Raw genomic sequence first — 23,705 nt, forward strand, 5'->3', positions numbered from 1 at the left:
GATGCAAACACCTTTGGCAGTTGAGGCGGTTAATCTCGATAAATATATAGAAAACGGGGCTGGTAAGCTTGATATTTTGCAGGCGCTTTCGCTCCAGGTAAAAGCCGGTGAGAAGGTTGCTATTATTGGTAGTTCGGGGTCAGGGAAGTCAACCTTGCTGAGCCTGCTTGCCGGGTTGGACAGCCCAAGTCATGGAAAAGTGCTGATCAATGGTACTGAGATCAGCGATCTGGATGAAGATGGTCGTGCTGCTGTACGTGGCAGGAGCATGGGCTTCGTTTTTCAATCCTTCCAGTTACTGCCATCTCTCACTGCGCTAGAAAACGTCATGCTTCCCTTGCAACTTGCTGGCCGCAAGGATGCTCGGGAAAAATCCAGTGCCGCCCTCGAACGTGTAGGGCTGGGGCAACGTCTCTCGCATTATCCCCGCCAATTGTCCGGTGGTGAGCAGCAGCGGGTAGCGATTGCACGTGCCTTTGCTCCACAGCCCGCCATCCTGTTTGCCGACGAGCCCACGGGTAACCTTGATGAACATACCGGTGAACGTATTGTGGAGTTGCTGTTTAGCCTCAATGCTGAATCTGGCACGACCTTAATTCTCGTTACCCACGATATGAAGCTGGCAATGCGTTGCCAGCGTCGCTTACGTCTGCATGATGGACAATTGCATGAAGAGGAGGCTGCATGACAGCCTTCTTGATCGCCTGGCGAAAGTTGCGTAGCCAGTGGGCTGCTGGTGAGGTAAGGGTGCTGGTGCTTGCCTTGGTGCTTGCTGTTGCCGCTACAAGCTCGGTGGGGTTTTTTACCAACCGTATCGAATCAGCCTTGGTCAGGCAAGGTGGGATGTTGCTGGGCGGTGACCTCATGGTGGCCGCAGATCATGTTATGCCAGAGCGCTATGCGCTTGAAGCCAATCAACGTGGCTTGCAATTGACGCGTGCGGCGGAGTTTCCGAGTATGGTGCTCTATGGCGACGATAGCCAGTTGGTGGAAATCAAAGCCGTGGAGGCTGATTTCCCCTTGCGTGGTGAATTAACGATATTGCAGCACAAGGTCGAGCCAGCCTTGATGCTGACAGGCGGGCGTGCCGCCCGAGATATTCCAGCGCCGGGTACGATCTGGATAGAGCCTCGCCTTGCAAGTCGTTTGGGTGTGAATATAGGTGATCAACTTGAGGTTGGTGAGCGACAGTTGCTGGTGTCTGCCATCCTGCAACGCGAGCCTTCCCGTGGCGGCGATATGTTCAGCATTGCGCCGCGATTGATGATGAATATGGCAGATGTAGCCTCAACTGGCTTGATTCAGTTCGGTAGCCGGGTTAAATACCAATTGCTGCTCGCTGGAGATGCTGAGGCGATTGATGATTACGCCAGCTGGCTCAAGCCTCAGCTCGCACGTGGCGAGCAAGCGCAGAAAGTGACCGATGCACGGCCTGAAATGCGCAATGCCATGGAAAAGGCCCAGCAATTCCTTGGCTTGTCTGCCATGGTGAGCGTGATCTTGGCGATGGTGGCTATGTTTCTCGCTAGCCAGCCGTATGTACAAAAAAGCCTGGATGGTTATGCCCTGATGCGCTGTTTTGGCGCTTCGCGTCGCTTTATCCTCGGTATCCTCATCAGCCAGACCTTGATGATCGCTGCGTTGGGCAGTGGGGTAGGCGTATTACTTGGTTTTGCGGCCCAAGCAGGATTGGCTGTGCTGGCTAGCCGCTTGTTGCTCGAGACTTTGCCTGCTCCCGGCATTGTGCCTGCGTTTGCAGGTCTGGCAGCAGGGTTTGCCACCATGCTGGCTGTGGTGTGGCCACACTTGCTCCGGCTCCGTGATGTGCCTGCACTACGCATTCTGCGTCGCGATCTCGGTGAGCAATATCAGGCACGTTGGCTGCATTTTGTCCCCGCACTATTGGTGCTTGCGGCCTTGATTTTCTGGCAGGCCGGGCATGTAAAGCTAGCTGTGATTGTGTTGCTGGCCCTGCTGGGATTGTTGTTGGTCATTGCGTTGGTCGCTTGGTTGGGTCTGCGCTTGTTAATGCGCTTGCCACCCAATGTCACAGGCGCTTGGTTGTTGGGGTTGGCAGCCTTGAAACGCAGGCCTGGCTTGGTGATCGCTCAAGTGATGGGCTTTAGTTTGGGGCTCACTGCACTGATATTGCTGACGATTGTGCGCGGGGATTTGTTGTCGAGCTGGCAGCAAACATTGCCAGAAGATGCGCCAAACCGCTTCATCATCAATATACAGCCAGACCAGATCAACCCGATCAAGCAATTCTTTGAGCGAAATGACTTGCAGCATGTCGAGATATTTCCTATGGTGCGCGCACGCTTGCTGGATATCAATGGCAAGGCACTTAATCTTGATGGGTATCAGGATGACAGGGCGCGCAGACTGGCAGAGCGTGAGTTCAACCTCTCATGGGCGGCCGAGATGCAACAGGACAACCAATTGCTAGAAGGGCGTTGGTGGTTGCCTGCGGAGCATGGCAAACCCTTGCTTTCGCTTGAGGAGGGGATCGCCAAAGACTTGCACCTCAAATTGGGTGATGTGCTGACTTATGATGTGGCTGGCACAAAGCTGGCACTGGAAATCAGCAGCATACGTAAAGTGGAGTGGGATACCATGCGGGCGAATTTTTTCGCAGTCACACCTCCCGGTGTGCTGGATGGCTATCCCGCCAGCCATATCACCAGTTTTCATTTGGCTGCTGGGCATGAGCAACTGCTCAATCAATTGGTCAGGGAGTTTCCCAACTTGACTATTATTGATGTAGCGGCATTGCTTGATCAGGTGCGCGAGATCATGAACAAGATGAGTCATGCATTGGAATATGTGTTTACCTTTAGCTTATTGACCGGCTTGGCAGTACTGTATGCCGCCTTGGTGGCAACTCGCGAAGAACGTGTCAAGGAGGCGACCTTGTTACGTGTGCTTGGCGCTTCCCGGCGGCAAGTGGTGCAATCACTATGGACGGAGTTCGCCGTGATAGGTGCATTGGCGGCAGTGGTGGCGACATTGGCTGCCGCGATCATGGCGTATTACTTGAGTAGCCAGGTATTCAATATTCCCTATCATTTCAACATGCAGGGGGCGATGTTTGTCATCATGCTGGCAGCGCTGTTGGTGCCTGCTGCTGCGTGGTTTGGTATGCGCCGCTTCCTTAACCTATCTCCTCGGGCTGTATTGCAAAGCATCTAACCATATTGGCTATATACAGCCAATATGGTTGCATATAGCCATGTAAATTGGTTGTATATAACCAATTTACATGCGATGCTTACGCCATGCTGCATAGAGTTCCATTAATACAATCACTTACCATCCAGCTGAAATCAGGCATGAAACTTGATAGTTGGAGGTGCTGGACCAAAAAAAACAAACTAGCCCATCATCACTACTATGGAAGGATTGTATGTTAAAGAGAGAGAGCCTGAGGCTGAGCACGGTTGCCGTGCTGGTAGCCAATGCCTGTATCAGTTTCCAGGCACACGCTGCGGATGCCATCACGACTGACAAGATCAATGTCGTGGGCACCACACCACTGCCATCACTTGGTTTGCCATTGGAGCAGGTGCCTGCTGGTATCCAGCTGATTACTGGTCCCCAGTTGAAAAAACAGCGTAGTGTCACGATTGCAGATTATCTGCAAAACAACATTGCTGGTGTCAATGTCAACGATACCCAAAATAACCCATTCCAGCCGGATGTCAGCTTTCGCGGCTACTCCGCTTCTCCATTGCTGGGTACGCCACAGGGCTTGTCAGTCTATGTGGATGGCGTACGTGTCAATGAGCCTTTCGGCGATGTCGTAAGCTGGGACTTGATTCCCGTGAATGCGATTGCCAGCACCTCATTGATTCCAGGCTCCAACCCGTTGTTTGGCCTCAATACCCTGGGCGGTGCTTTGTCGATCCAGACCAAGAGTGGCCGCGACAACCAAGGTGCAGCGGTTGAAGCCAGTGTTGGTTCCTGGGGCCGCAAGACTGGTTCAGTGGAATACGGTGGTGTATCTGAAGATGGTTCGGTTGATTTCTTCATCACCGCGAATTCCTTCCGGGAAGATGGCTGGCGTGATTATTCTCCAACCGATGTGCGCCAATTGTTTGCCAAGGTGGGTTGGCAGAACGAAACCACCAAGCTGGACCTGAGCTACACTGGCGCTGACAACGATATGATCGGTAACGGTCTGACACCATCCGAGATGTTACGTACACTGGGCCGCAAGACTATTCTGACTCGCCCGGATCAGACACGTAATACACTTTCATTCCTGAACTTGACTGGCTCGCATTGGTTTAATAATGACGTGATGCTGAGCGGTAATGTTTACTATCGTCAATCCAGAACTCGTACGCTAAATGGCGATGGCAATGATGATGTTGATGAAGATGCGATTGATGATGTCGGTATTTGCGGGACAGATATTAACTGGGATATTGAAGACTCATGTAATGGTGCTTTGAATCGCAGTAAATCTCGTAAAGACTCTTATGGATTCAATACTCAGCTAAGCTTCAATCAGGATTGGTTTGCACGTAAAAATCAATTTATCGTTGGTCTAGGCTATGACCAAAGCAAGACACGCTTTAGTCAATATACAGAATATGGTGTTGTAAATGCCAGCCGTGGTGTTGATGGCATTGGTGTGTTTAATGAAGAAGATGAGCAGGTGCAACTGACTGGTCGTACTAAAACCTATAGCGTATTTGCAACTGACACTCTGTCGTTGACAGATCTATGGCACTTGACACTGTCTGCTCGATATAACCACACGCGGGTGGAGAACACCGATCACATTACGCCTAGTGGTGATGAATCCTTATCTGGTGATCACAGCTTCAACCGTATCAACCCTGCGATCGGCTTGAACTTTACGCCAACCAAGGATTGGACATTCTATGGTGCCTATAATGAAGGTAGCCGAGCACCGACTGCGATTGAGCTAGGCTGTGCTAATCCTGATGTACCGTGTAAGTTGCCAAATGCGATGGCTGGTGACCCACCGCTTAAGCAAGTGGTCGCCAAGACCTATGAAGCAGGTGTGCGTGGCAATCTGACTGAAGCATTGCGTTGGACAGCGAGTGTCTACCGGGCACAGAACTATGACGATATTCAGTTCATTTATGCTAATGCTACCAATGGCATGGGATATTTTGACAATGTTGGCAAAACACGTCGTATGGGTCTTGATACCAACTTAATGGGCAATCAGGGGGATTTCAACTGGATGCTGGGTTATAGCTATATCAAGGCAACATATGAAAGTGATTTGAGCTTGGCCAATGAGGTCAATACTTCATCTGACGGTGACAGTATCAGTGTTAGCAAAGGTAGCCGTCTTGCAGGTATCCCAGCCCATCGCCTGAAGTTCCGTGGTGAATATGCGATTACACCGAAGTGGAGCGTAGGTACCAACATTCTGATGTTCTCTGATCAGTATTCTCACGGTAATGAGAATAATAAGGATCAAGGTGAAGGTGCCAAGCTCGGTGGTTATACGGTTGTTAACTTGGATACACGCTACAACTTTGGTAATGGCTGGCAATTATTTGCCAAAGCCATCAACATCTTTGATCGTGAATACAGTAGCGGTGGCATGCTTGGCGAGTCATATTTCCAAGCAAATGGTACATTCGATGGCGGTGACGACCATCGTACCAGCCTGCGTGCTCCAGGTGCTCCACGTGCAGGCTGGATTGGCGTGCGCTGGGAGTTTGGTGGCCCGAAGAACGTAGCCTCTTCCAACTAAGTTAAACAGGTTGTATTAAGGAATTACCTCACGATGCAGGCGCAAGCACCAGGACAAGAGCAGAGGTTTAAGCCAGGGCGGGTAAGCCCCAAGGTGCGTGTCCTGCTGGTTGAGGATGAAGTGATTTTTGCACGCGCCGTCGCCAAGCGCTTGCAGCAGGCCGGGTATGACTGTGAGCATGCTGCAACGCTTGAGGATGGCCGTGAACTTGTGCGTCAGATGGTGCCAGATCTGGTATTGCTGGATATGCGCCTACCTGATGGCAATGGTCTGGATTTATTGCCTGAGCTAGTTAGCAAAGGTATAGCCGTCATTTCCATGACCGCTTATGGTGAGGTGACAGATGCCGTCTATGCCATGAAATTGGGCGCTACGGATTACCTTAAAAAACCAGTCGATTTAGAAGAATTATTGCTGGCGGTTGAAAAAGCGCAAACCGCCACGCAACTGAAACATCATCTTGATTACTCCCGGCAGCGCAATATGCATGCTAGCGAGGGGGTCGAGCTGCTTGGCGATAGTCCTGCGGTGAGTAGTGTGCGGGCACAGATTGAGCGTTTTGCGCAATTAGTCTCGTTCTCTGATGCCATTCCTCCTACCGTGCTGATTCAAGGGGAAACAGGAACGGGTAAGGACGTGGCGGCACGTTTGCTGCACCTCTCTTGCGCTAATAGTGATAGACCTTTTGTCCATGTGGATTGTGCCTCCTTGCCAGCAGAGTTGATCGAGAGTGAGTTGTTTGGCCATGAAAAAGGCGCGTTTACCAGTGCGCAGGCTTCACGTTACGGCCTGATCGAGGCTGCCGAGGATGGCACCTTGTTTCTGGATGAAATTGGCGAATTGCCTTTGCCCTTGCAAGCTAAGCTGCTGAATGTACTGGAAAGGCGCAGGGTACGACGCTTGGGCTCTACCAAAGAGCATCCCGTCCAGGCGCGTTTTGTGGCAGCTACCAATCGCGACCTGCATCAAATGGTACTAGAAGGGCGCTTTCGCTCTGATCTATTTTATCGCCTGAATGTGTTGACCATGCAGATGCCGCCATTGCGGGAGCGCGGCGACGATATCTTGTTGCTGGCCAAGCACTTCGCAACCCAGACAGAGCGTCGCTACGGCTTGCAGCCTAGACCTTTTTCCATCGAAGCCAGTCATATGATCCGCGATTATCAATGGCCCGGTAATGTGCGCGAACTCAAGCACCAGGTGAGTCGTGCGGTACTGCTCAGCCGCGAAAGCCAGATCATGTCTCATGACTTGGCTTTGCCAGGCAGCTTGCAAGCCTCACCTCCCATGGTGGCACCAGAGCCTGGCGTGACTCTGGAATCTGCCGAAAAAGTCCTCATCGAGAATGCATTGCGTCAGTCCAACAACAATGTTTCTGAGGCTGCGCGCCAATTGGGCATTACTCGCATGGCGATGCGTTATCGCATGGAACGCCACGGCCTTAAATTATAAGCTCCTCTAGTCGCTCCAATAGCGCTAGGCCTCAACGGTAGCAAGGTGCTCGTGGTATCATTCCGGGCAATTCCACGCATTCAATTCCGGAGAGTTCATGAAAATCGGTACCCCCCTCAGCCCTGTTGCCACACGTGTCATGTTGCTAGGCAGTGGAGAGTTGGGCAAGGAAGTGATCATTGCCTTGCAACGACTGGGCGTCGAGGTGATTGCGGTGGATCGTTACCAGAATGCTCCTGGTCATCAGGTGGCACATCGTGCTTATGCGATTGATATGACTGACCCGGTTGCCTTGCGTGCTGTCATCGACCACGAAAACCCACATCTGATTGTGCCTGAGATAGAGGCCTTGAATACGCAATTGTTGGCAGAAGTCGAGTCTGCTGGACATACGCGTGTGATTCCCACAGTCAAAGCCGTGCAACTTACCATGAATCGCGAAGGCATACGCCGACTGGCTGCGGAAGAGCTCCAATTGCCTACTTCGCCTTATGCCTTTGCTGATAGTGAACAGGCATTGCGTGCCGCCATTGAAGGTGGTATTGGTTATCCCTGTTTCATCAAGCCCACGATGTCGTCATCCGGCAAAGGGCAGTCGCGCTTGACTGGCCCGGAGCAGATTGCCTCTGCCTGGGAATATGCAGCAACGGCGGGTCGTGTGAATCAGGGCAAGGTCATTGTGGAGGGCCAGATAGATTTTGATTATGAAATCACCTTATTGACCGTACGCGCCCTGAATGCCAAGGGTGAGATGGAAACCAGTTTTTGTGAGCCTATCGGTCATTTGCAGGAAAAAGGTGATTATATTGAAAGTTGGCAGCCGCAGCCGATGATGGCGCTGGCTTTGCAGCGTGCCCAAGAGATTGCGCATGCAGTGACGGAAAGCCTGGGAGGGCTTGGCTTGTTTGGCGTTGAGTTATTTATCAAGGGTGACCAGGTATGGTTCTCTGAAGTCAGCCCGCGTCCGCATGATACTGGCATGGTGACGATGGCCAGCCAGCGTTTCAGCGAGTTTGATTTGCATGCACGTGCTATCTTGGGGTTGCCTGTGAATGTCTCCCTTAGTCGTCCTGGCGCCAGCGCCGTGATCTATGGTGGGTTAGATAGCGAGCAGTTGGTGTTTGATGGTGTCGAGCAGGCGCTTGCCGTGCCGGAGTCGGATATTCGCCTGTTTGGCAAACCCGAGTCATTTGAGCGACGCCGCATGGGGGTCGCACTTGCCAACGCCGAGAATGTTGAACAAGCAAGAGAGCGTGCTCGCCAGGCTGCTGGTTTGGTCAAGACAAGAGACGGACAGTAGACATGCTGGGCAAGATAGGTGAGCCAGGGAGCAGCAAGGCAACCCTGTTTGATATGTTGGGTGGAGTAGAGCAGGTGCGTGCCATCGTGGAGCGCTTCTACGACATCATGGATAGCGATCCTCGCGCTGCAGGTATTCGTGCCATGCATGCCCCTGACCTGGCTTCTGCCCGCGAAAAACTGTTCATGTTTCTTACTGGCTGGACTGGTGGCCCACAGCTTTATATTGAGCAGTATGGGCATCCGCGCTTACGCATGCGGCACATGCCATTTCCGATTGATGAATCGGCCCGTGACCAGTGGATGTATTGCATGATCAAGGCGATGCATGATACTGGCGTTGAAGAGGTGATGATTGAGAAGATGGGTGCTGCGCTATACGGCGTTGCCGATTTCATGCGTAACCGCCAAGGTTGAGTTGCCTGTAGCAAGCGTCTGTTGACGCTTTTCCCGGCGTTGGGGTTGCTATGCAGCCGTTCAAGGCAACCGCGCAATGCAATCCTGATCTCCACGCGAATACCGTGTCGTGTGTGCATCCAGGCTATCATTGCAGGGGTGGGCCGGGTTCAAGCCCGGCACAGCAGCAAGCCAAGCCCTAGAGAAAACTTCCTCGCCAGACCACGCGGCCGACGATATTGATGGCTGTACTGTCGATTTCTGTAGTGGGGTAGGCCGGGTTGTCGTTGATGAGTTGCAGCTTTCCCCCGAGTTGGCGGTAAATGCGCTTCAAATGCAGGGTATTGTCATCTTGTATGGCATAGATGCCGCCATCAATGAGCTCTGCTTTCTTGATATTCATCAGGACGATGTCACCATTCTTGATCGTGCTGTCCATGCTGTTGCCGCTTGCAATCAGCGCGACTAGCTCGCGGATATCAAACTCTTTGCTGGCCAGCCACCGATAACAGAATGCCATGCTGGTCAGGTTGCTTTGTTCTGCCGCAGGCTGCTGCACCTGGTAGAACGGGATGCGTACCAGTGTCGTGCTGTTGAGGTCGGCAATGGTGGCAGGGATGTAGGAATCCATTTCTCCATAGCCTGTGATCAGCCAGTGCAGATTGATATTGGCGGCTTCAGCCAATGCAATCAGCATTTTCCTCGTGGGTTCGCCACCCGCGAAATAACGTTGTATTCCACTCTGGGAAATACCGGCTTTTTTTGCTAAAGCACTTACACTACCTACTTTAGCGGCAACTTTGCGCAGGCGATTGATAAAGGCCTGCGTATCTTGGTTTTCCGTTGATTCATCTATTTGGTGTGGGCTTTTCATATCCAAATTCCAGAATATCTATATGCAATTATAGTATAAAAAATTTCTTGACTCCTAATGTTATGAATAATTAATATCCCTATAGAGATTTTTTTATCTTTTTAGGGGTTATTAATACTTTATAGAGTTTTGTCACCTGTCTTGCAACTGTTGATTCGGGTGGTACGCCATGGCATGGGAGCCGAGAAATGCATTTTTATAAGAAAGTAATTTATCAGGCGGTGCTGGCATCGCTGGCGGTGATGGAGTCCAGCGTGCTACTGGCCGATGAGGCGGGAGAATCGCTGGACTCCATCGTGGTGTTGGGAACAGCACGCAAGGATCAGACGGTGTTGACCAGTGCTGCACCGATAGACGTGATTACCAGCCAGAGCCTGCAAAAAACCGGGGCTGCCCGCCTTGACCAGGCCTTGCAGCAATTATCCCCCTCATTCAATTTCCCGCAGGGAGGCTATGTCAACAATGGCGTCAAATCTGCCACCTTGCGTGGCCTGGCACCTGACCAGGTGCTGGTGCTGGTGAATGGCAAGCGTCGCCATGCGTCTGCTGGCGTCAATACTTCGGGTTTTGGCCGTGGTGCGCAGCCGGTCGACCTGAGTACCATCCCCATCAGTGCGATAGATCACGTGGAAATCCTACGCGATGGCGCTTCGGCGCAATACGGCTCCGATGCGATTGCCGGGGTGATCAATATCGTGCTGAAGGAGGCGAAGGAGGGCGGTTCGGTTTCTGCACAGACCGGTGTTTTCAAGGCCGGGAACCAAAGCCTCAATGGCAACCTGAATGGTTGGTATGGCTTTGAGCTGCCCGGCGACGGCTTCCTGACACTGAGTTTTGATCTCTACCGCGAAAGACATCCAGAATCTGGCGTTGATGATCCACGCCAGTGGTACTTTTCAGGGGATGCGCGTGAAGCCACGGCTGACAAGAGCAATGTGAAATGGGGATATTTGCCTGACAGGAATTCTTATAACATCCTGGCCAATGGCGAAGTGGGCTTGAGCGACCGTGTGCGCACATATAGCACCTTGTCTTTCAGTCATAGCGTCAACTGGGCGGCAGAAAATTTTATTACCCCCCGTGACAATGGCAACGTACGGCAACTTTATCCCGATGGATTCCAGCCCAAAGGGCGCTTTGAAAAAGAAGACACCACCGCTGTGGTGGGTGCCCGCTACAGCGATGAGGCGCTGGGCAATTTCGACCTGAGCGCGAGTTACGGTATCAACCACCAATGGCTAAGCGTCAGTCCCTCGGTCAATGCCACCTTAGGCACTGCAAGCCCGACATCATTTGATGTGTCCACACGCGTCAATCGCTTGTTCAACTATGCGCTGGACTACCAGAAAGATGTGGCGGTCGCTGGCTGGGCCAAGCCGCTCAGTATCTCCTCCGGTATTTCATACCGGGACGAGAATTTTTACACGCGTGCTGGTGATTATGGCTCATGGGCCGCAGTGGACGGGGCTGTCATCCTGGACGGCCCTAACGCCGGCCAAACGCCATCACCCGGAGCGCGAGGCAATACCGGCTTGTCCCCCCAGGACGTAGTCAATTACAGCCGTCACGTCAGCGGCATCTATCTGGGAGCTGAAGCCCAGATCACCAAGCAGTTCCAGTTAGGTGCCGTCGGGCGCTACGAGCATTATTCCGATTTTGGCGGCACATCGACCGGGAAGATTTCAAGTCGCTACGAAGTGACACCCTCTTTTGCCGTGCGCTCTTCTTTCAGCACAGGCTATCGTGCGCCTGCACTTGGCCAGTCCGGCTATGCGCTGACGGGTATCCAGGCGGGTACAGGCCTGACATTTGTCGAAACACGCGGCCTGCCGGTGGATAGCGCGGCTGCCCGTGCCCTGGGGGCTACGGATCTCAAGCCGGAAAAATCAACCGATTTTTCCCTGGGTTTGGTCTGGCAACCGGTGAGGAATGCATCCGTCACACTGGATGCCTATGTCATCAACATCAAAGACAGGATTACATTGTCCGATAACCTTGGCGGTTCTTTTGTTACCAACATCCTGACGGCAGCAGGATACCCGCAGGTGACCGTTGCCAATTTCTTTACCAATGGCGTTGATACCCGCACTTCAGGGGTGGATCTGACCTCGGCCTACCAGCTTGACCTGGAAAGCCATGGCCGACTGACCTTGAATGCCGCATTCAGCAGCGCGCGTACCGAAGTGATCGATATCGCAGCCAATCCGGCTCCACTGGCTTCTTCTGGCCTGGTCTTGTTCGGGCGCCAGGCCATCGGCTATATCGAAGATGCGGCACCTAAGAACAAATGGGTCCTGGGCCTGCGCCACCAGCTGGCGAATTGGGATGTCACGCTGAACACCATACGCTACGGGACTTTCATCGACAGGGATGCCAGCAATGCAGCCTATGACCAGAAGTATTCGGCGCAGTGGGTGACCAACCTCGATGTTGGCTATCAACTCAGCGATGCCTGGCGTGTGAACCTGGGAGCAAACAACCTGTTCGATACCTATCCAGACAAGCAGATTCCGCAACGGCGTACCTTGGGCCAGACCAAGTATTCCCCATTGTCACCGGCAGGCTATGACGGCCGCTTCGTCTACGCACGCCTGACCTTTGATTTCTAGGAGGCCATCGATGGCGCAAGTGGATGCACAGAACCCGCGTGTGACGGTCTGGTACACCCGTTGCCCGGTGCCGACCGGAATGGGGCTTGCCATCCATCTCGGTTTGCTGGAGCGGGAGTTTGCCGGCGATCAGGCTGCCGAGTTGCGCTTGTTGCAAAGTGCGACCCAGCCGCAGATACTGCAATCGCATTTTACCCACACTCTGGACAACTCGCTGCGCCATGGCGGCAATATCCCCGCGATCTGGGCCAGGGCCAATGGTGCGGATACGAAGGTCATCGGCCTGTCCTTCGTGCGTGGCCCGCAAACCGTCCTGGCCTTGCCTGGCTCGGGCATCCGCTGCGCCGCAGACCTCAAGGGCAAGCGTCTCCTGCTGCAACGCCGCCCGGATGAAGACATCGATTTCGTCTATGCCACTGCCTTGCGCACCTATGAGCAAGCCTTGCAGTCGGTGGGCCTGGGCTTGGATGATGTCGTCCTGGTCGAGCAGGTCATCCGCCGGCGCTTCGTCGCCGACCGCTTGAGCAGCCTGGCGACAGGCGGGGGCGCATGCACGCCGCCAACGGGGGCCGTAGGGCGGTATAGCGAATTGCTGTTTCCCCTGATTCGCGGCGAGGTCGATGCCATTGCCTCCGGCACCATAGGCTCGCCTACACCGCAGATGGAGTTCTTCTTCGGCCTGCAGCGGGTATTCGACCTGGCGGACCTGGATTTGCCAGCGCGTGCGAACAACAGCACACCGCTGACGTTTGCGGTGAGCCGCTCCCTGATCGAGCAACATCCCGCGCTGCTGGAGAGGATACTGCTGCGCATCTTGCAGGCGAATCACTGGGCAGCCGGCCATAACGAAGAAGCCCTGCGCCTGATTGCCAAAGAGCAATCCACCGCAGAAACCATCGCCTCGGCAGCATTTGGCCAGGATATTGCCAGCAGCTTGGCGCTGGATTTTGATGCTTACAAGATAGCGGCGCTCAAGGCGCAAAAGGATTACTTGCTGCACCTGGGCTTGCTGCCTGCAGATTTTTCCGTGGACGACTGGTTGGACCCGCACCCGTTGCAACAGGCACAGGCCTTGTTTGCCAGGCGTGTCGCTTGAGCCGGTTTACCCGACACTAATTTCACTCTATTAAGGAACGCATCATGACAAGCAAGACATTGCCGACAGACAAGCTGGCATTCAGCCAATATGTGGATCGCGAGCTCATCGAGGCCTCTCGCATTTTTCGTGAAACCGGCGTCTATCCCACCCTGATCGGCAACGGTGCCTGGCGCGTGCCGGGCGCGGATGACCAGCTGGCGATTGGCGGCTTCCAGAGCCCTTTATCCAGTAAGCGTGCCGGGGTGGTGATCCTCAACTTCAAGGGCGAGGTGCTGCATGGCGAGTTCAACCATAGCTTGCTGGAAGTCGTGCCTATCTATATTGCCATTTTCCAGACCCGGCCCGATGTACAGGCGGCGATCCACACCCATTCGACCTATCTGGCGGCTTATTCCGTGGCTGAGCGGCCATTGCAGAATCACCATATTTCCCTGCCCAGGTTTGGCATTCGCGACGAAATTCCCGTGGCTGCCTGGAGTACGCGCTACGACGGCACGACCATTGCCAACATCCTGCAGGAAAAGCCCGATGTTCCTGCGGTGCTGCATGCCAATCATGGTGCTTTTATCTTCGGCGACAGTATCGTCGAGGCAACACGCCATGCCGTCTTCTTTGAAGAGGGAGCCAAGATCCTGCTGCTGGCCGAACAGCTCGGTGGCATCAAGCGCTTGCCTCCCGATGCCTATGAAGCGATCCAGGCCGGATTGCGTGCACCGGCACCCCAGATTGTTTCCCCTAATTAATACAGGCAAAAGGATAGTTTCATGAAGGTCTTGTGGTACATCAGCCCGGTGGATGGGCGTTTTCCCTGGCATGCAGAAGGACGCTACGAGGTGGATCATCATCGCCTGCGTCGCCTGGCGGCCTATATCGATCGTGCCGGTTTCTATGGGGCCCTGATCGGCACCTATGCCCATGATGTGCTGGTAACGGCTGCATCGTTGATCGCCGTGACCGAGCAACTGCGTCTGCTGATCCCCATCTATCCCGGCGTGACGCCGCCGGCCTTGCTGGCACAACAAGCGCTGACTTTCGATGATTATTCCGGTGGTCGCTTGCTGCTGAACCTGGTAAACGGTACCGATACCGTGCTGGCGAGGTATGGCGTGTTTATCGAGCGCGATGAACGCTATGCGATGAGTGCGGAGTATTGGAAGCTGTTCCGGCAATTGTATGCGGGCGAAAATGTGAGCCACCAAGGGCAATATCTCGCACATAAGGGCTTACCCAAGCGCGATGAAAACAATGCCTTCCCCCCCACGCAGCTCCCGCTCGGCCCCATCCAGCTGCCCTCCATTCCTCTGTGGGGTGCGGGAGCTTCTGAGGCCGGTATAGAGCATGCCGCACAAGTGGTGGACACTTACCTGACTTTCCTCCAGCATCCGGAACGGCTGAGGCCGCAGATCGAGGCAGCGAGAACGCGTGCCGCCGAGCTTGGGCGCAATCTGCGCATCGGCACCCTGGCCAGTGTCATCGTGCGCGAGACCGAAGAAGAAGCCAAGGCGCACCTGCGTTGGCAATTGCAGCATACCGATGCCCAGCGCCTGGCTGAGCAGATTGATACCAGCCTGATACAGCGCGGTATTGAAGGCGGTCTGGAAGCACTCAAGCACGACGACCCCAAGGTGCAGGCCAGGATTGATGCCCTTAAGGCCGGGCGCCTGCCTACCCTGGAAGAACTGGAGATCGCCCCCAATCTGTATGCCGGGCTGGCTGTGTGGTCGCAGTTCGATGTGCAGGATACCGGCGGCGGCACATATCTGGTCGGCAGTGCAGAGCAAGTGGCAGCCCGCATGCGCGAGCTGCAGCATGATCTCGGCATCGAGGCCTTTATTCTTTCTGGCTGGCCCCTGAATGAAGAGGCGGGTTACGTGGCTGAGCTATTGCTGCCCTTGCTTGAGCTGGACCATGAGCCGCCAGTGCTAGCATGAGAAAGGCCGCGATGAGCTATTGCCGTGATGTTTCCCCCGTGACCAGGAGTGTATCGTCTTGCAGAGTCTGATAAACAATCGTTGGTTCGTGCTGGTGTTCTTTTCTCTTCTGGCCATGGTATCCACCCTGGATCGTTTCATGATTGCCCCCCTGATCACCCCGGTGAAACTGGATCTGCAATTGAGCGACCAGGAAGTGGCCAGGGCCATGATGGCATTTACCTATACCTATGCATTGCTCGGGCCGCTGTTTGGCTTTCTGGGCGATAGAGGCAAGCGCAAGCCCATTATCATCGGTGCCTTGTTATTGTGGTCTGTGGCCTCGCTGGGGTCTGGTCTTGCAACCGGCTTGTTCAGCCTGCTGCTGTGGCGTGTGCTAGTTGGTGCGGGCGAGGGCGCGCACAACAGCCTGGCATCCAGCTGGGTGGCCGATAGCTTTGCTTCCGGCCATAAGAAAATCGCGTTTACCGTCATTTCCATCGTCGGGCCCATGGGATACTCCCTGGCCTTGATTGCTGGTAGCGCCATTGCGCAGTCCCATGGCTGGCGCACGGCCTTCTTTATCTCCGGCGTCCCCGGCCTCATCCTGGCCGTCATCCTGTTTTTCATGCGTGAGCCGGTACAGCAGGCTTACCGCGATCCGCAGGATCATCCCCCCAAACCCAGCAGCACCGATATTCGTGCCCTGATCAGGATGCCGGCGTTTTTATTGATGATCCTGGCAGATACCTTGCTGGAGGTGGGCCGGGGGACCGCCAGCTTCTGGGGGGCGACGCACCTGCACCGGGCATTCGACATCCCCAATAGCGAGGCTGCCGCATTCTGGGGTTTCGCATACCTGATCTTTGGCCTGATTGGCCCTGTCGTCGGTGGCTTTGGTGTTGCCCGGTTGTTGAAAACGCGCGGTGTGTCTGCCTATCCCCTGTGGAGTGCGGTCAGCTTGCTGCTGTGCATTGCAACCGGTGTTCCTGCCTTGTTGGCCGATACCCTGGCGCAGGCAAAATTCTGGTATGCCCTCAATGTATTATTTGCCACAGCCGGGTTTGCCCTGCATGTCCTGTTCCTGTTTGAAGTCGTGCCGGCCAACCTGCGCGGCACTGCGCTCGCCATCAAGGTATCGGTCATGACAGTCGCTGCCAACCTGATGATCACGGAATTGGTGGGTGCCTTGTCAGACCGCTTTGGCCTGTCGCTGGCCATGTGGACCAGCCCGGTAGCCTTTACCTTGGCCTTGTTCACCATGTTGCTATTGGCGGCATGGTTGGCGAGAAAGTGACAAGGGATGGAAGGGTAATAAAAAAGCGCCATGAGGCGCTTTTTTATTACTTGCGATTCAAGCCGCCAAGCAATGCTGGGATTTCTTTCTTCGATTTTTCCCTGGAGTGCATGGGCTTGGGAGCTGGGGCATCGGTGGATGGCTCATAAGGTTTGAAGAACCACTCATCTTCCTTGTTTCGCGGTGCCATGCGCGGACGTGGGCTAGAGTGAGTAGGGGCGCTAGGTGCTCTTGTGCGTTGACTGTCATGTCGATCGCGCTGGCCATCGTGGCTATGACGTAAAGACTGGGGAACACCGGCTTGTTCCTTGGGGAGTTCACGCTTGATGAGCTTTTCGATTTCCTTGAGGAATTTTTCTTCTTCGCTTGCCACCAGAGAGATGGCAATCCCGGATGCGCCTGCGCGACCGGTACGACCAATGCGGTGGACATAATCTTCGGCAGCGCTAGGCAATTCGTAATTGATCACCATGGGTAACTGATCAATATCCAGGCCGCGCGCGGCAACATCAGTAGCAACTAATGCCGTGATCTTGTTTTGCTTGAAGGCATCCAGCGCCTGGATGCGCTCAAGTTGGCTCTTGTCGCCATGGATCGCACCGGCTGCAATGCCTTCACGCTCCAAGTGGCGTGCCAAACGACTGGCCGATAGTTTGGTCTTGGTGAAGACGATAACCTGGGTAGCTTCCTTGCGTAGCAATTCAGCTAATACATGCTGTTTGTGCTCGGTCTCCACCAACAGGATTTTTTGTGTAACGTTTTCAGAAGTCGCATTGCTGCGTGCAACTTCGATCAATGTGGGCTTGCTCAGGAAGTCTTCGGAGAGCTTCTTGATTTCTGGTGAAAAAGTGGCAGAGAACATGAGGTTCTGGCGCTTCTTCGGTAGCAAGGCAAGAATGCGCTTTAGGTCGGGCATAAAGCCCATATCCAGCATGCGGTCAGCTTCATCCAGTACCAGCATCTGCACTTGGCTAAGTTGCACGGTGCGTTGCTCAACGTGGTCAAGTAGGCGGCCTGGCGTTGCCACCAGAATCTCCACCCCTTTCATAAGGGATGGGGTCTGGGTCTTGATGTCAACTCCACCGAAAACAACGAGTGAACGCAATGGCGTATGTTTGGCATAAGCCTTGACACTTTCTTCCACCTGGATCGCCAGTTCGCGGGTTGGCGCAAGTATCAGTGCGCGAACCGGGTGTCTCGCGGGAGAGGCACTGGTGCTGGCGAGCGGAAGCAGTTTTTGTAGCAAGGGCAGGGTAAAGGCAGCGGTTTTTCCGGTGCCGGTTTGTGCTCCTGCCATCAGGTCACCACCCTCAAGCACCACAGGAATTGCCTGGGCCTGGATTGGCGTTGGGGTGGTGTAGCCTGACTCATCCAGCGCCTTCAATAATTCAGGCGCGAGGTTGAGTGATGCAAAGCTGATAGTGTCTGTATTCACGTTGTCTTCAGGTTGAGTGGTCACAAATTAACGATACGATTAGGCAAAGCTACGTGGGCGGCGTGCTGGACGATCACCATCATGACGCTTGGCTGGCGCACGGTTGGCATCGGTGCGGCCACTGGCAGCACGGTCACCAAAGGTACGGCCTTCTGAGCGATTGCCGTCACGTTGACCGTCGCGGTTGCCAAAGCCTTGTCCACGAGACTTATAGCCGCCGCCATTACCACCTGGGCGTTGACCAGGGCGACCACTGCGTGGCTTGTCGTTGCGCTCCATACGAGGCGCTGGGCGCTTAGGCTCCAGGCCTTCAACTACGGAAATTTCCAGACGCTGGCCGGTGTATTGCTCGATCTTGCGCAACTGGTGCCTATCCATGTGGGAGGCGAAAGACAAAGCCGTGCCTGTGTTGCCGGCGCGGCCAGTACGACCGATACGGTGAACATAATCTTCTGCAAATTTTGGCAGATCATAATTAATCACATGCGTGATGCCATGTACGTCGATACCACGTGCCGCCACATCCGTGGCTACCAATACACGCACATCGCCATGACGCAGCTTGGTCAGGGTACGGTTACGCGCGCCTTGGGTCATGTCGCCATGCAAGGCGGCTGACTTGTGGCCTGCGGCGTACAAATCTTCTGCCAGCAAGTCTGCGTGACGCTTGGTTGAAGTGAACACGATGGCTTGATTAACTTCAGGTGCAATCAACAAATGCTCCAGCAATTTGTTTTTATGTGCCATGTCATCAACGAACAGCAGCTTCTGCTCGATGTTGGCATGCTTTTCCTTGACTGCAGCAATCTGGATTACCTTAGGATTCTTGAGCAAAGTCTTGGCGATGTTAGCAATCTGGCCTTCGAAAGTGGCAGAGAACATCAATGTCTGGCGCTCACCAGGCAATGCAGAGGAAATACGCTCGATATCGGGCATGAAGCCCATATCCAGCATGCGGTCAGCTTCGTCAAGGATCAGCATCTGCAGGCGGGACATGTCAATGCGGCCACGCTCCATGTGATCCAGCAGACGGCCAGGAGTAGCGACCAGGATATCAATCGGTTGTGACAGCAGCTTGTTTTGCAGCGGGTATGGCATGCCGCCGACGATGCTGACAGTACGAGCGCGCAGGAACTTACCATACTTACGTGCGGCTTCATTGACCTGAGCGGCCAGTTCACGTGTTGGCGTCAATACCAGGATGCGTGGGCCACGGCTCTTGGCTGGGTGTGGTGTTGCCAGCAGGTTGAGTGCTGGCAGGGTAAATGCTGCGGTTTTGCCAGTGCCGGTCTGGGCAGAGGCCATCAGGTCGTGACCTTCCAGCACTTCAGGAATTGCCTGGGCTTGGATAGGGGTAGGAGAGTTGTAGCCAGCCTCGGTTAATGCACGCAGGATGGATGGGTGTAGGTTCAAGCTTTCAAAAGACACAAAATTCCCTTTCAAGGAAAACTGACAAGGCCTTGAGTTCAAGGCCCAAAAGGGCGCAAGCAGCCATAGTGACCCTGCCTGGTGGGCAGTATCAGTATTAGGCGCAATGACTAAAATTTTTTTAGCATTCTTACCGGCGCACGGGCATAGCCACTAACCGGTAACAAATACAAGAGAGCCGTAAAATTGCACAGGCTTCGAGAGGCTAGGGCGATGAATCATCAATTCGTCTGAATTGAATCAGACCGGCAGTATATAGCTTGTCCTTAATTTGTCAAAGGTTTTCACGCGGATTTAATCAACTCTGTGTTAAAATCGCGCACTTTTTCGCCAATAGAGTAATTACACATGTCGCGCGCCCTTCGTAATATCGCCATCATCGCTCACGTTGATCATGGCAAGACCACCATGGTGGACAAGCTCCTGCAACAGGCTGGCACATTTGCCGCCCACCAGCAGGTTTCAGAACGTGTCATGGATTCGGGAGATATTGAAAAGGAACGCGGTATTACCATCCTAGCCAAGAATACCGCCGTCAATTACGAAGGCACGCACATTAATATTGTTGATACACCAGGCCACGCTGACTTTGGTGGTGAAGTTGAGCGCGTATTGGGCATGGTGGATGGCGTTGTGCTGTTGGTTGATTCCGTAGAAGGACCGATGCCTCAGACTCGCTTCGTCACCAAGAAGGCGCTTGCACTTGGCTTGCGTCCTATTGTTGTGATTAATAAGGTGGATCGTCCCGGTGCGCGCCCTGACTGGGTGATCAACCAGACTTTCGACCTGTTCGCCAACTTGGGCGCAACAGATGAGCAGCTCGATTTCCCAGTTGTCTACGCTTCCGGCCTGAACGGCTTTGCAAAGATGGATCTGAAGCAAGAGTCGGACAATATGCGTCCCTTGTTTGAGACCATCCTTAGCCACGTGCAGCCGCCTGCAGGTGATAGCAATGCCGGATTGCAACTACAGATTTCTGCACTAGATTACTCTACTTACACTGGTCGTTTGGGCGTGGGCCGCATCCGTAATGGCCGTATTAAGCCTGGTCAGGTAGTTTCCGTGATGAAGGGTGACGAGCAAGTTGCCCAAGGCCGTATTAACCAGGTACTGGGTTTCCGTGGTTTGGAGCGTGTGCAGGTAGAAGAAGCTGAGGCTGGTGATATCGTTATTATTTCCGGTATCGAGGAAATAGGTATTGGTGTGACCGTGGCTGACCGTGACAATCCTGTCGGCCTGCCTATCCTTGCCGTGGATGAGCCTACCCTGACCATGGACTTCATGGTGAACACTTCACCACTGGCCGGTACCGAGGGCAAGTTCGTGACTAGCCGTCAGATCCGTGATCGCTTGACCAAGGAACTGCTGACCAACGTAGCGCTCAAGGTGGAAGATACAGCCGATGCTGACATATTCCGTGTGTCTGGCCGTGGTGAGTTGCACTTGACCATCTTGCTGGAAAACATGCGTCGTGAAGGCTATGAAATTGCTGTAGGTAAGCCTCGCGTAGTGTACCGTGATATTGATGGCCAGAAGTGTGAGCCTTATGAAATCCTGACGGTTGACCTGGAAGATGACTGCCAGGGCGCTGTGATGGAAGAGCTAGGCCGCCGTCGTGGCGAATTGCAGAATATGGAATCCGACGGTAATGGTCGTACCCGCCTGGAATACAAGATTCCAGCGCGTGGCCTGATCGGTTTCCAGAGCGAATTCCTTACTATGACCCGCGGTACAGGCCTGATGGCGCATATTTTTGATGAGTACGCGCCTGTCAAGGCTGATATGCCTGGTCGCCGTAACGGTGTACTGATTTCTTCTGAGCAGGGTGATGCAGTCGCTTATGCGCTGTGGAAGTTGCAGGATCGCGGTCGCATGTTCTCCGTACCTGGCGACAAGCTGTATGAAGGCATGATCATTGGTATCCATAGCCGTGACAATGATTTGATCGTTAACCCGATCAAGGGTAAGCAACTCACTAACGTGCGTGCGTCCGGTACTGACGAAGCTGTACGTTTGATCCCGCCAGTGCAGTTGACTCTGGAATCTGCTGTTGAGTTTATTGATGATGATGAATTGGTGGAAATCACACCTAAGAACATCCGTATCCGTAAGCGTCACCTGCTGGAGCATGAGCGCAAGCGTGCGGCTAAGGATTAAACTTCCTTAGTATGTTTCCCAGAAAACCCCGGCTTGCCGGGGTTTTTTCTTTTCAGGCGTCGAGATGACAAGCCGTGCTAAAATTGTTTCAAAATTGTAACAACAACTATTGCCATGGGGGTATGCCTTCATGCAGAATGCACATGTATATACAAAATTGTATATAGCCCGGCCCCGCTCAGCGGGACGGTTTTGCATGAGCAGCCATCAGAGCTGCAATGCATATAATGGACTATGGAGATGTGCAATGAAGCAAGGTGTGCAGACGGCGAGGCAGCCTGGGCAGGGAGAAGTGCACGCGCTTTTCAACCTATACAATACGGGCCAACTTCAATCGGCGGAAGCAAAAGCCCGTGCCTTGATCAAGCAATATCCCTCCGCGTTGGTAGTCTACAACGTATTGGGTGTCGCGTTGGAAGGACAAGGTAAGTTTGAAGAAGCGGTACAAAGCTATCGCAGGGCGCTAGCCATTAACCCAGCTATTTCTGAAATGCATTTTAACCTGGGGTCGGTGTTGTCGCAGCTTGGGCGAGATGATGAGGCGATGACCGCTTATCAGCGAGCGATTGCGATCAGCCCCGGCTTGGCTGTTGCGCATTTCAACCTGGCGGCACTACTACAAAAAAAGCAGTTGCTGGAAGATGCCATCAAACATTACCGGCAAGCTGTGGTTATCGAGCCAGGGTTTTTTGAAGCTTATGGTGCCATGGGTACTGCCTTGCAACAGCAGGGGCATCTTGATGATGCGATTGCATGTTATCGTCAATCACTGGCAATTTCTGACCATGCCTTGGGGCATTTCAATCTTGCGACTGCATTGCGTGACCGCGGTGCCTTGGAGCAAGCTGTGTCGCATTATCGCCAGGCGATTGTTATGCAGCCAAATTATCCTGATGCTCACAATAATCTCGGTGAGGTGTTCCGGGATCAGGGAAATATGGAAAATGCAGTGGCTTGCTATCTGCAGGCGTTACGCATGCAGCCAGGCCACCAAGCTGCCTCGTTCAATATGGCGCAATTTCTCTATGATGCCGGGAAGTTCATTGAGGCTATTCCGTATTTTGAGGATGCACGTCAGGAGGATTGGCAGGAGCGCATTCTCTATTGCCTGTACAAATCCGAACAGTACGAGATTTTTCGCCGCCGCTTGATACCGATGCTTGAGGTAAAAGAGCATGTATCACCATTCCTGGCGACCTTGTCCACGCATTACGCGACCAATTTTCATATCGATGATAGCTATCGCTTTTGCAAGCAGCCCATGGATTATGTATTCCATCGGAGTATCAAGGCATTAGCCGAACCGGATAGCCCGCTACTGGAGCAATTGCTGAGAGACATCAACCTGACCGAGATTGCCGAGCGCAAGCAAGGACGGTTGCATCATGGGATGCAGTCCGCGGGTAATCTGTTCAAGCGCAAGGAAGATGCATTCTGCGAATTGGCAGATTTGATTCGTGCGGAAGTGCTTGCCTATGCGGAGCAGTTTAAGGGGCAGAATTGCGATCTCATGCGACACTTTCCTGAACAGGTAGAGTTTGCAAGCTCCTGGTATGTGCGTATGCGTCAGGGTGGGCATCTTACTTCGCATATTCATGAGATCGGCTGGCTGAGTGGATGTGTATATCTGGCGCTGCCGCAGCAAGTGCAGGGACAGCATGATGGTTGCATTGAATTCAGCACCCATGGCGATGACTACCCCAAGTTGCATGATGATTTTCCGGCCAAGACAATCAAGCCAGTCGTGGGGGATATCGTGCTGTTTCCCTCCTCGTTATTTCATCGCACCATTCCGTTTCACTCTGACGAAGAGCGCATTTGTATTGCGTTTGATATCAAGCCAGCGACAACATTTGCACAAAAGGCATTAAGCTTCAATAGCATGAAAGTGCTGCTGTTTACAGCGTTCAACCTGGTTGTGGCGGAAATTGCCGAGATAGCGGCCTGGTCACTGCGTTTGGTGGTCTAGCCAGTTTGCTGGTTGCTCCGGGATTCTCCTTGCTTTC

General features: G+C 53.6%; 16 protein-coding genes. 13 read left to right on the forward strand and 3 right to left on the reverse strand.

Annotated features, from left to right (window positions below):
- The first annotated feature begins 1 nt into the window (after nucleotide 1).
- From LG202_RS03430 to LG202_RS03455, 6 genes are all read left to right on the forward strand, one after another.
- Nucleotides 2-688, forward strand: coding sequence for an ABC transporter ATP-binding protein (locus LG202_RS03430; protein WP_230347013.1), 687 nt, complete (start codon nucleotides 2-4; stop codon nucleotides 686-688).
- Complete coding sequence (locus LG202_RS03435) at nucleotides 685-3,192, forward strand: ABC transporter permease (protein ID WP_230347014.1); 2,508 nt, start codon at nucleotides 685-687, stop codon at nucleotides 3,190-3,192. Before LG202_RS03430 ends, LG202_RS03435 begins: the two co-directional genes overlap by 4 nt.
- A gap of 214 nt (nucleotides 3,193-3,406) precedes the next feature.
- A complete protein-coding gene (locus LG202_RS03440; protein WP_230347015.1) occupies nucleotides 3,407-5,743 on the forward strand; it encodes a TonB-dependent receptor in 2,337 nt (778 codons plus the stop codon).
- Nucleotides 5,744-5,776: 33 nt separating this feature from the next.
- The gene (locus LG202_RS03445) at nucleotides 5,777-7,195 is read left to right on the forward strand and encodes a sigma-54-dependent transcriptional regulator (RefSeq protein ID WP_230347016.1); all 1,419 of its coding nucleotides are present in this window, start codon (nucleotides 5,777-5,779) and stop codon (nucleotides 7,193-7,195) included.
- A 97-nt stretch (nucleotides 7,196-7,292) separates the two neighbouring features.
- Complete coding sequence (gene purT, locus LG202_RS03450; protein WP_230347017.1) at nucleotides 7,293-8,495, forward strand: formate-dependent phosphoribosylglycinamide formyltransferase; 1,203 nt, start codon at nucleotides 7,293-7,295, stop codon at nucleotides 8,493-8,495.
- Between the two features lie 2 nt (nucleotides 8,496-8,497).
- Entirely contained in the window at nucleotides 8,498-8,911 is a 414-nt protein-coding gene (locus tag LG202_RS03455) for a group II truncated hemoglobin (protein ID WP_230347018.1), read from the forward strand.
- Between the two features lie 178 nt (nucleotides 8,912-9,089).
- Here LG202_RS03455 and LG202_RS03460 read toward each other — a convergent pair whose 3' ends face one another.
- A complete protein-coding gene (locus LG202_RS03460; protein WP_230347019.1) occupies nucleotides 9,090-9,764 on the reverse strand; it encodes an XRE family transcriptional regulator in 675 nt (224 codons plus the stop codon).
- A gap of 188 nt (nucleotides 9,765-9,952) precedes the next feature.
- On the opposite strand from LG202_RS03460, the gene LG202_RS03465 reads away from it, so the two are divergent.
- The 5 genes from LG202_RS03465 to LG202_RS03485 are packed head-to-tail and all read left to right on the forward strand — an operon-like array spanning nucleotide 9,953 to nucleotide 16,679.
- Nucleotides 9,953-12,373: a TonB-dependent receptor plug domain-containing protein gene (locus LG202_RS03465; protein WP_230347020.1), complete on the forward strand. Its 2,421-nt coding sequence runs from the start codon at nucleotides 9,953-9,955 to the stop codon at nucleotides 12,371-12,373.
- A gap of 10 nt (nucleotides 12,374-12,383) precedes the next feature.
- Entirely contained in the window at nucleotides 12,384-13,469 is a 1,086-nt protein-coding gene (locus tag LG202_RS03470) for an ABC transporter substrate-binding protein (RefSeq protein WP_230347021.1), read from the forward strand.
- 44 nt (nucleotides 13,470-13,513) lie between these two features.
- The gene (locus LG202_RS03475; RefSeq protein ID WP_230347022.1) at nucleotides 13,514-14,215 is read left to right on the forward strand and encodes a class II aldolase/adducin family protein; all 702 of its coding nucleotides are present in this window, start codon (nucleotides 13,514-13,516) and stop codon (nucleotides 14,213-14,215) included.
- Nucleotides 14,216-14,236: 21 nt separating this feature from the next.
- Entirely contained in the window at nucleotides 14,237-15,403 is a 1,167-nt protein-coding gene (locus LG202_RS03480; protein ID WP_230347023.1) for an LLM class flavin-dependent oxidoreductase, read from the forward strand.
- Between the two features lie 58 nt (nucleotides 15,404-15,461).
- A complete protein-coding gene (locus LG202_RS03485; protein WP_230347024.1) occupies nucleotides 15,462-16,679 on the forward strand; it encodes an MFS transporter in 1,218 nt (405 codons plus the stop codon).
- A 46-nt stretch (nucleotides 16,680-16,725) separates the two neighbouring features.
- On the opposite strand, the gene LG202_RS03490 is transcribed toward LG202_RS03485, so the two are convergent.
- The gene (locus LG202_RS03490; RefSeq protein ID WP_230347025.1) at nucleotides 16,726-18,114 is read right to left on the reverse strand and encodes a DEAD/DEAH box helicase; all 1,389 of its coding nucleotides are present in this window, start codon (nucleotides 18,112-18,114) and stop codon (nucleotides 16,726-16,728) included.
- A gap of 39 nt (nucleotides 18,115-18,153) precedes the next feature.
- Nucleotides 18,154-19,542, reverse strand: coding sequence for a DEAD/DEAH box helicase (locus LG202_RS03495; RefSeq protein WP_230347026.1), 1,389 nt, complete (start codon nucleotides 19,540-19,542; stop codon nucleotides 18,154-18,156).
- A gap of 348 nt (nucleotides 19,543-19,890) precedes the next feature.
- On the opposite strand from LG202_RS03495, the gene typA reads away from it, so the two are divergent.
- Both typA and LG202_RS03505 read left to right on the forward strand, forming a co-directional pair.
- Nucleotides 19,891-21,699: a translational GTPase TypA gene (gene typA, locus LG202_RS03500; protein ID WP_230347027.1), complete on the forward strand. Its 1,809-nt coding sequence runs from the start codon at nucleotides 19,891-19,893 to the stop codon at nucleotides 21,697-21,699.
- 247 nt (nucleotides 21,700-21,946) lie between these two features.
- Nucleotides 21,947-23,668, forward strand: coding sequence for a tetratricopeptide repeat protein (locus LG202_RS03505; protein ID WP_230347028.1), 1,722 nt, complete (start codon nucleotides 21,947-21,949; stop codon nucleotides 23,666-23,668).
- Nucleotides 23,669-23,705: the final 37 nt, after the last annotated feature.

The sequence above is a fragment of the Methylobacillus methanolivorans genome (genome assembly GCF_054588515.1).

Coding starts and splice junctions, on each gene's coding strand:
- LG202_RS03430 (WP_230347013.1), top strand. CDS start 2: ATGCAAACACCTTTGGCAGTTGAGGCGGTTAATCTCGATAAATATATA.
- LG202_RS03435 (WP_230347014.1), top strand. CDS start 685: ATGACAGCCTTCTTGATCGCCTGGCGAAAGTTGCGTAGCCAGTGGGCT.
- LG202_RS03440 (WP_230347015.1), top strand. CDS start 3,407: ATGTTAAAGAGAGAGAGCCTGAGGCTGAGCACGGTTGCCGTGCTGGTA.
- LG202_RS03445 (WP_230347016.1), top strand. CDS start 5,777: ATGCAGGCGCAAGCACCAGGACAAGAGCAGAGGTTTAAGCCAGGGCGG.
- purT (WP_230347017.1), top strand. CDS start 7,293: ATGAAAATCGGTACCCCCCTCAGCCCTGTTGCCACACGTGTCATGTTG.
- LG202_RS03455 (WP_230347018.1), top strand. CDS start 8,498: ATGCTGGGCAAGATAGGTGAGCCAGGGAGCAGCAAGGCAACCCTGTTT.
- LG202_RS03460 (WP_230347019.1), bottom strand. CDS start 9,764: ATGAAAAGCCCACACCAAATAGATGAATCAACGGAAAACCAAGATACG.
- LG202_RS03465 (WP_230347020.1), top strand. CDS start 9,953: ATGCATTTTTATAAGAAAGTAATTTATCAGGCGGTGCTGGCATCGCTG.
- LG202_RS03470 (WP_230347021.1), top strand. CDS start 12,384: ATGGCGCAAGTGGATGCACAGAACCCGCGTGTGACGGTCTGGTACACC.
- LG202_RS03475 (WP_230347022.1), top strand. CDS start 13,514: ATGACAAGCAAGACATTGCCGACAGACAAGCTGGCATTCAGCCAATAT.
- LG202_RS03480 (WP_230347023.1), top strand. CDS start 14,237: ATGAAGGTCTTGTGGTACATCAGCCCGGTGGATGGGCGTTTTCCCTGG.
- typA (WP_230347027.1), top strand. CDS start 19,891: ATGTCGCGCGCCCTTCGTAATATCGCCATCATCGCTCACGTTGATCAT.
- LG202_RS03505 (WP_230347028.1), top strand. CDS start 21,947: ATGAAGCAAGGTGTGCAGACGGCGAGGCAGCCTGGGCAGGGAGAAGTG.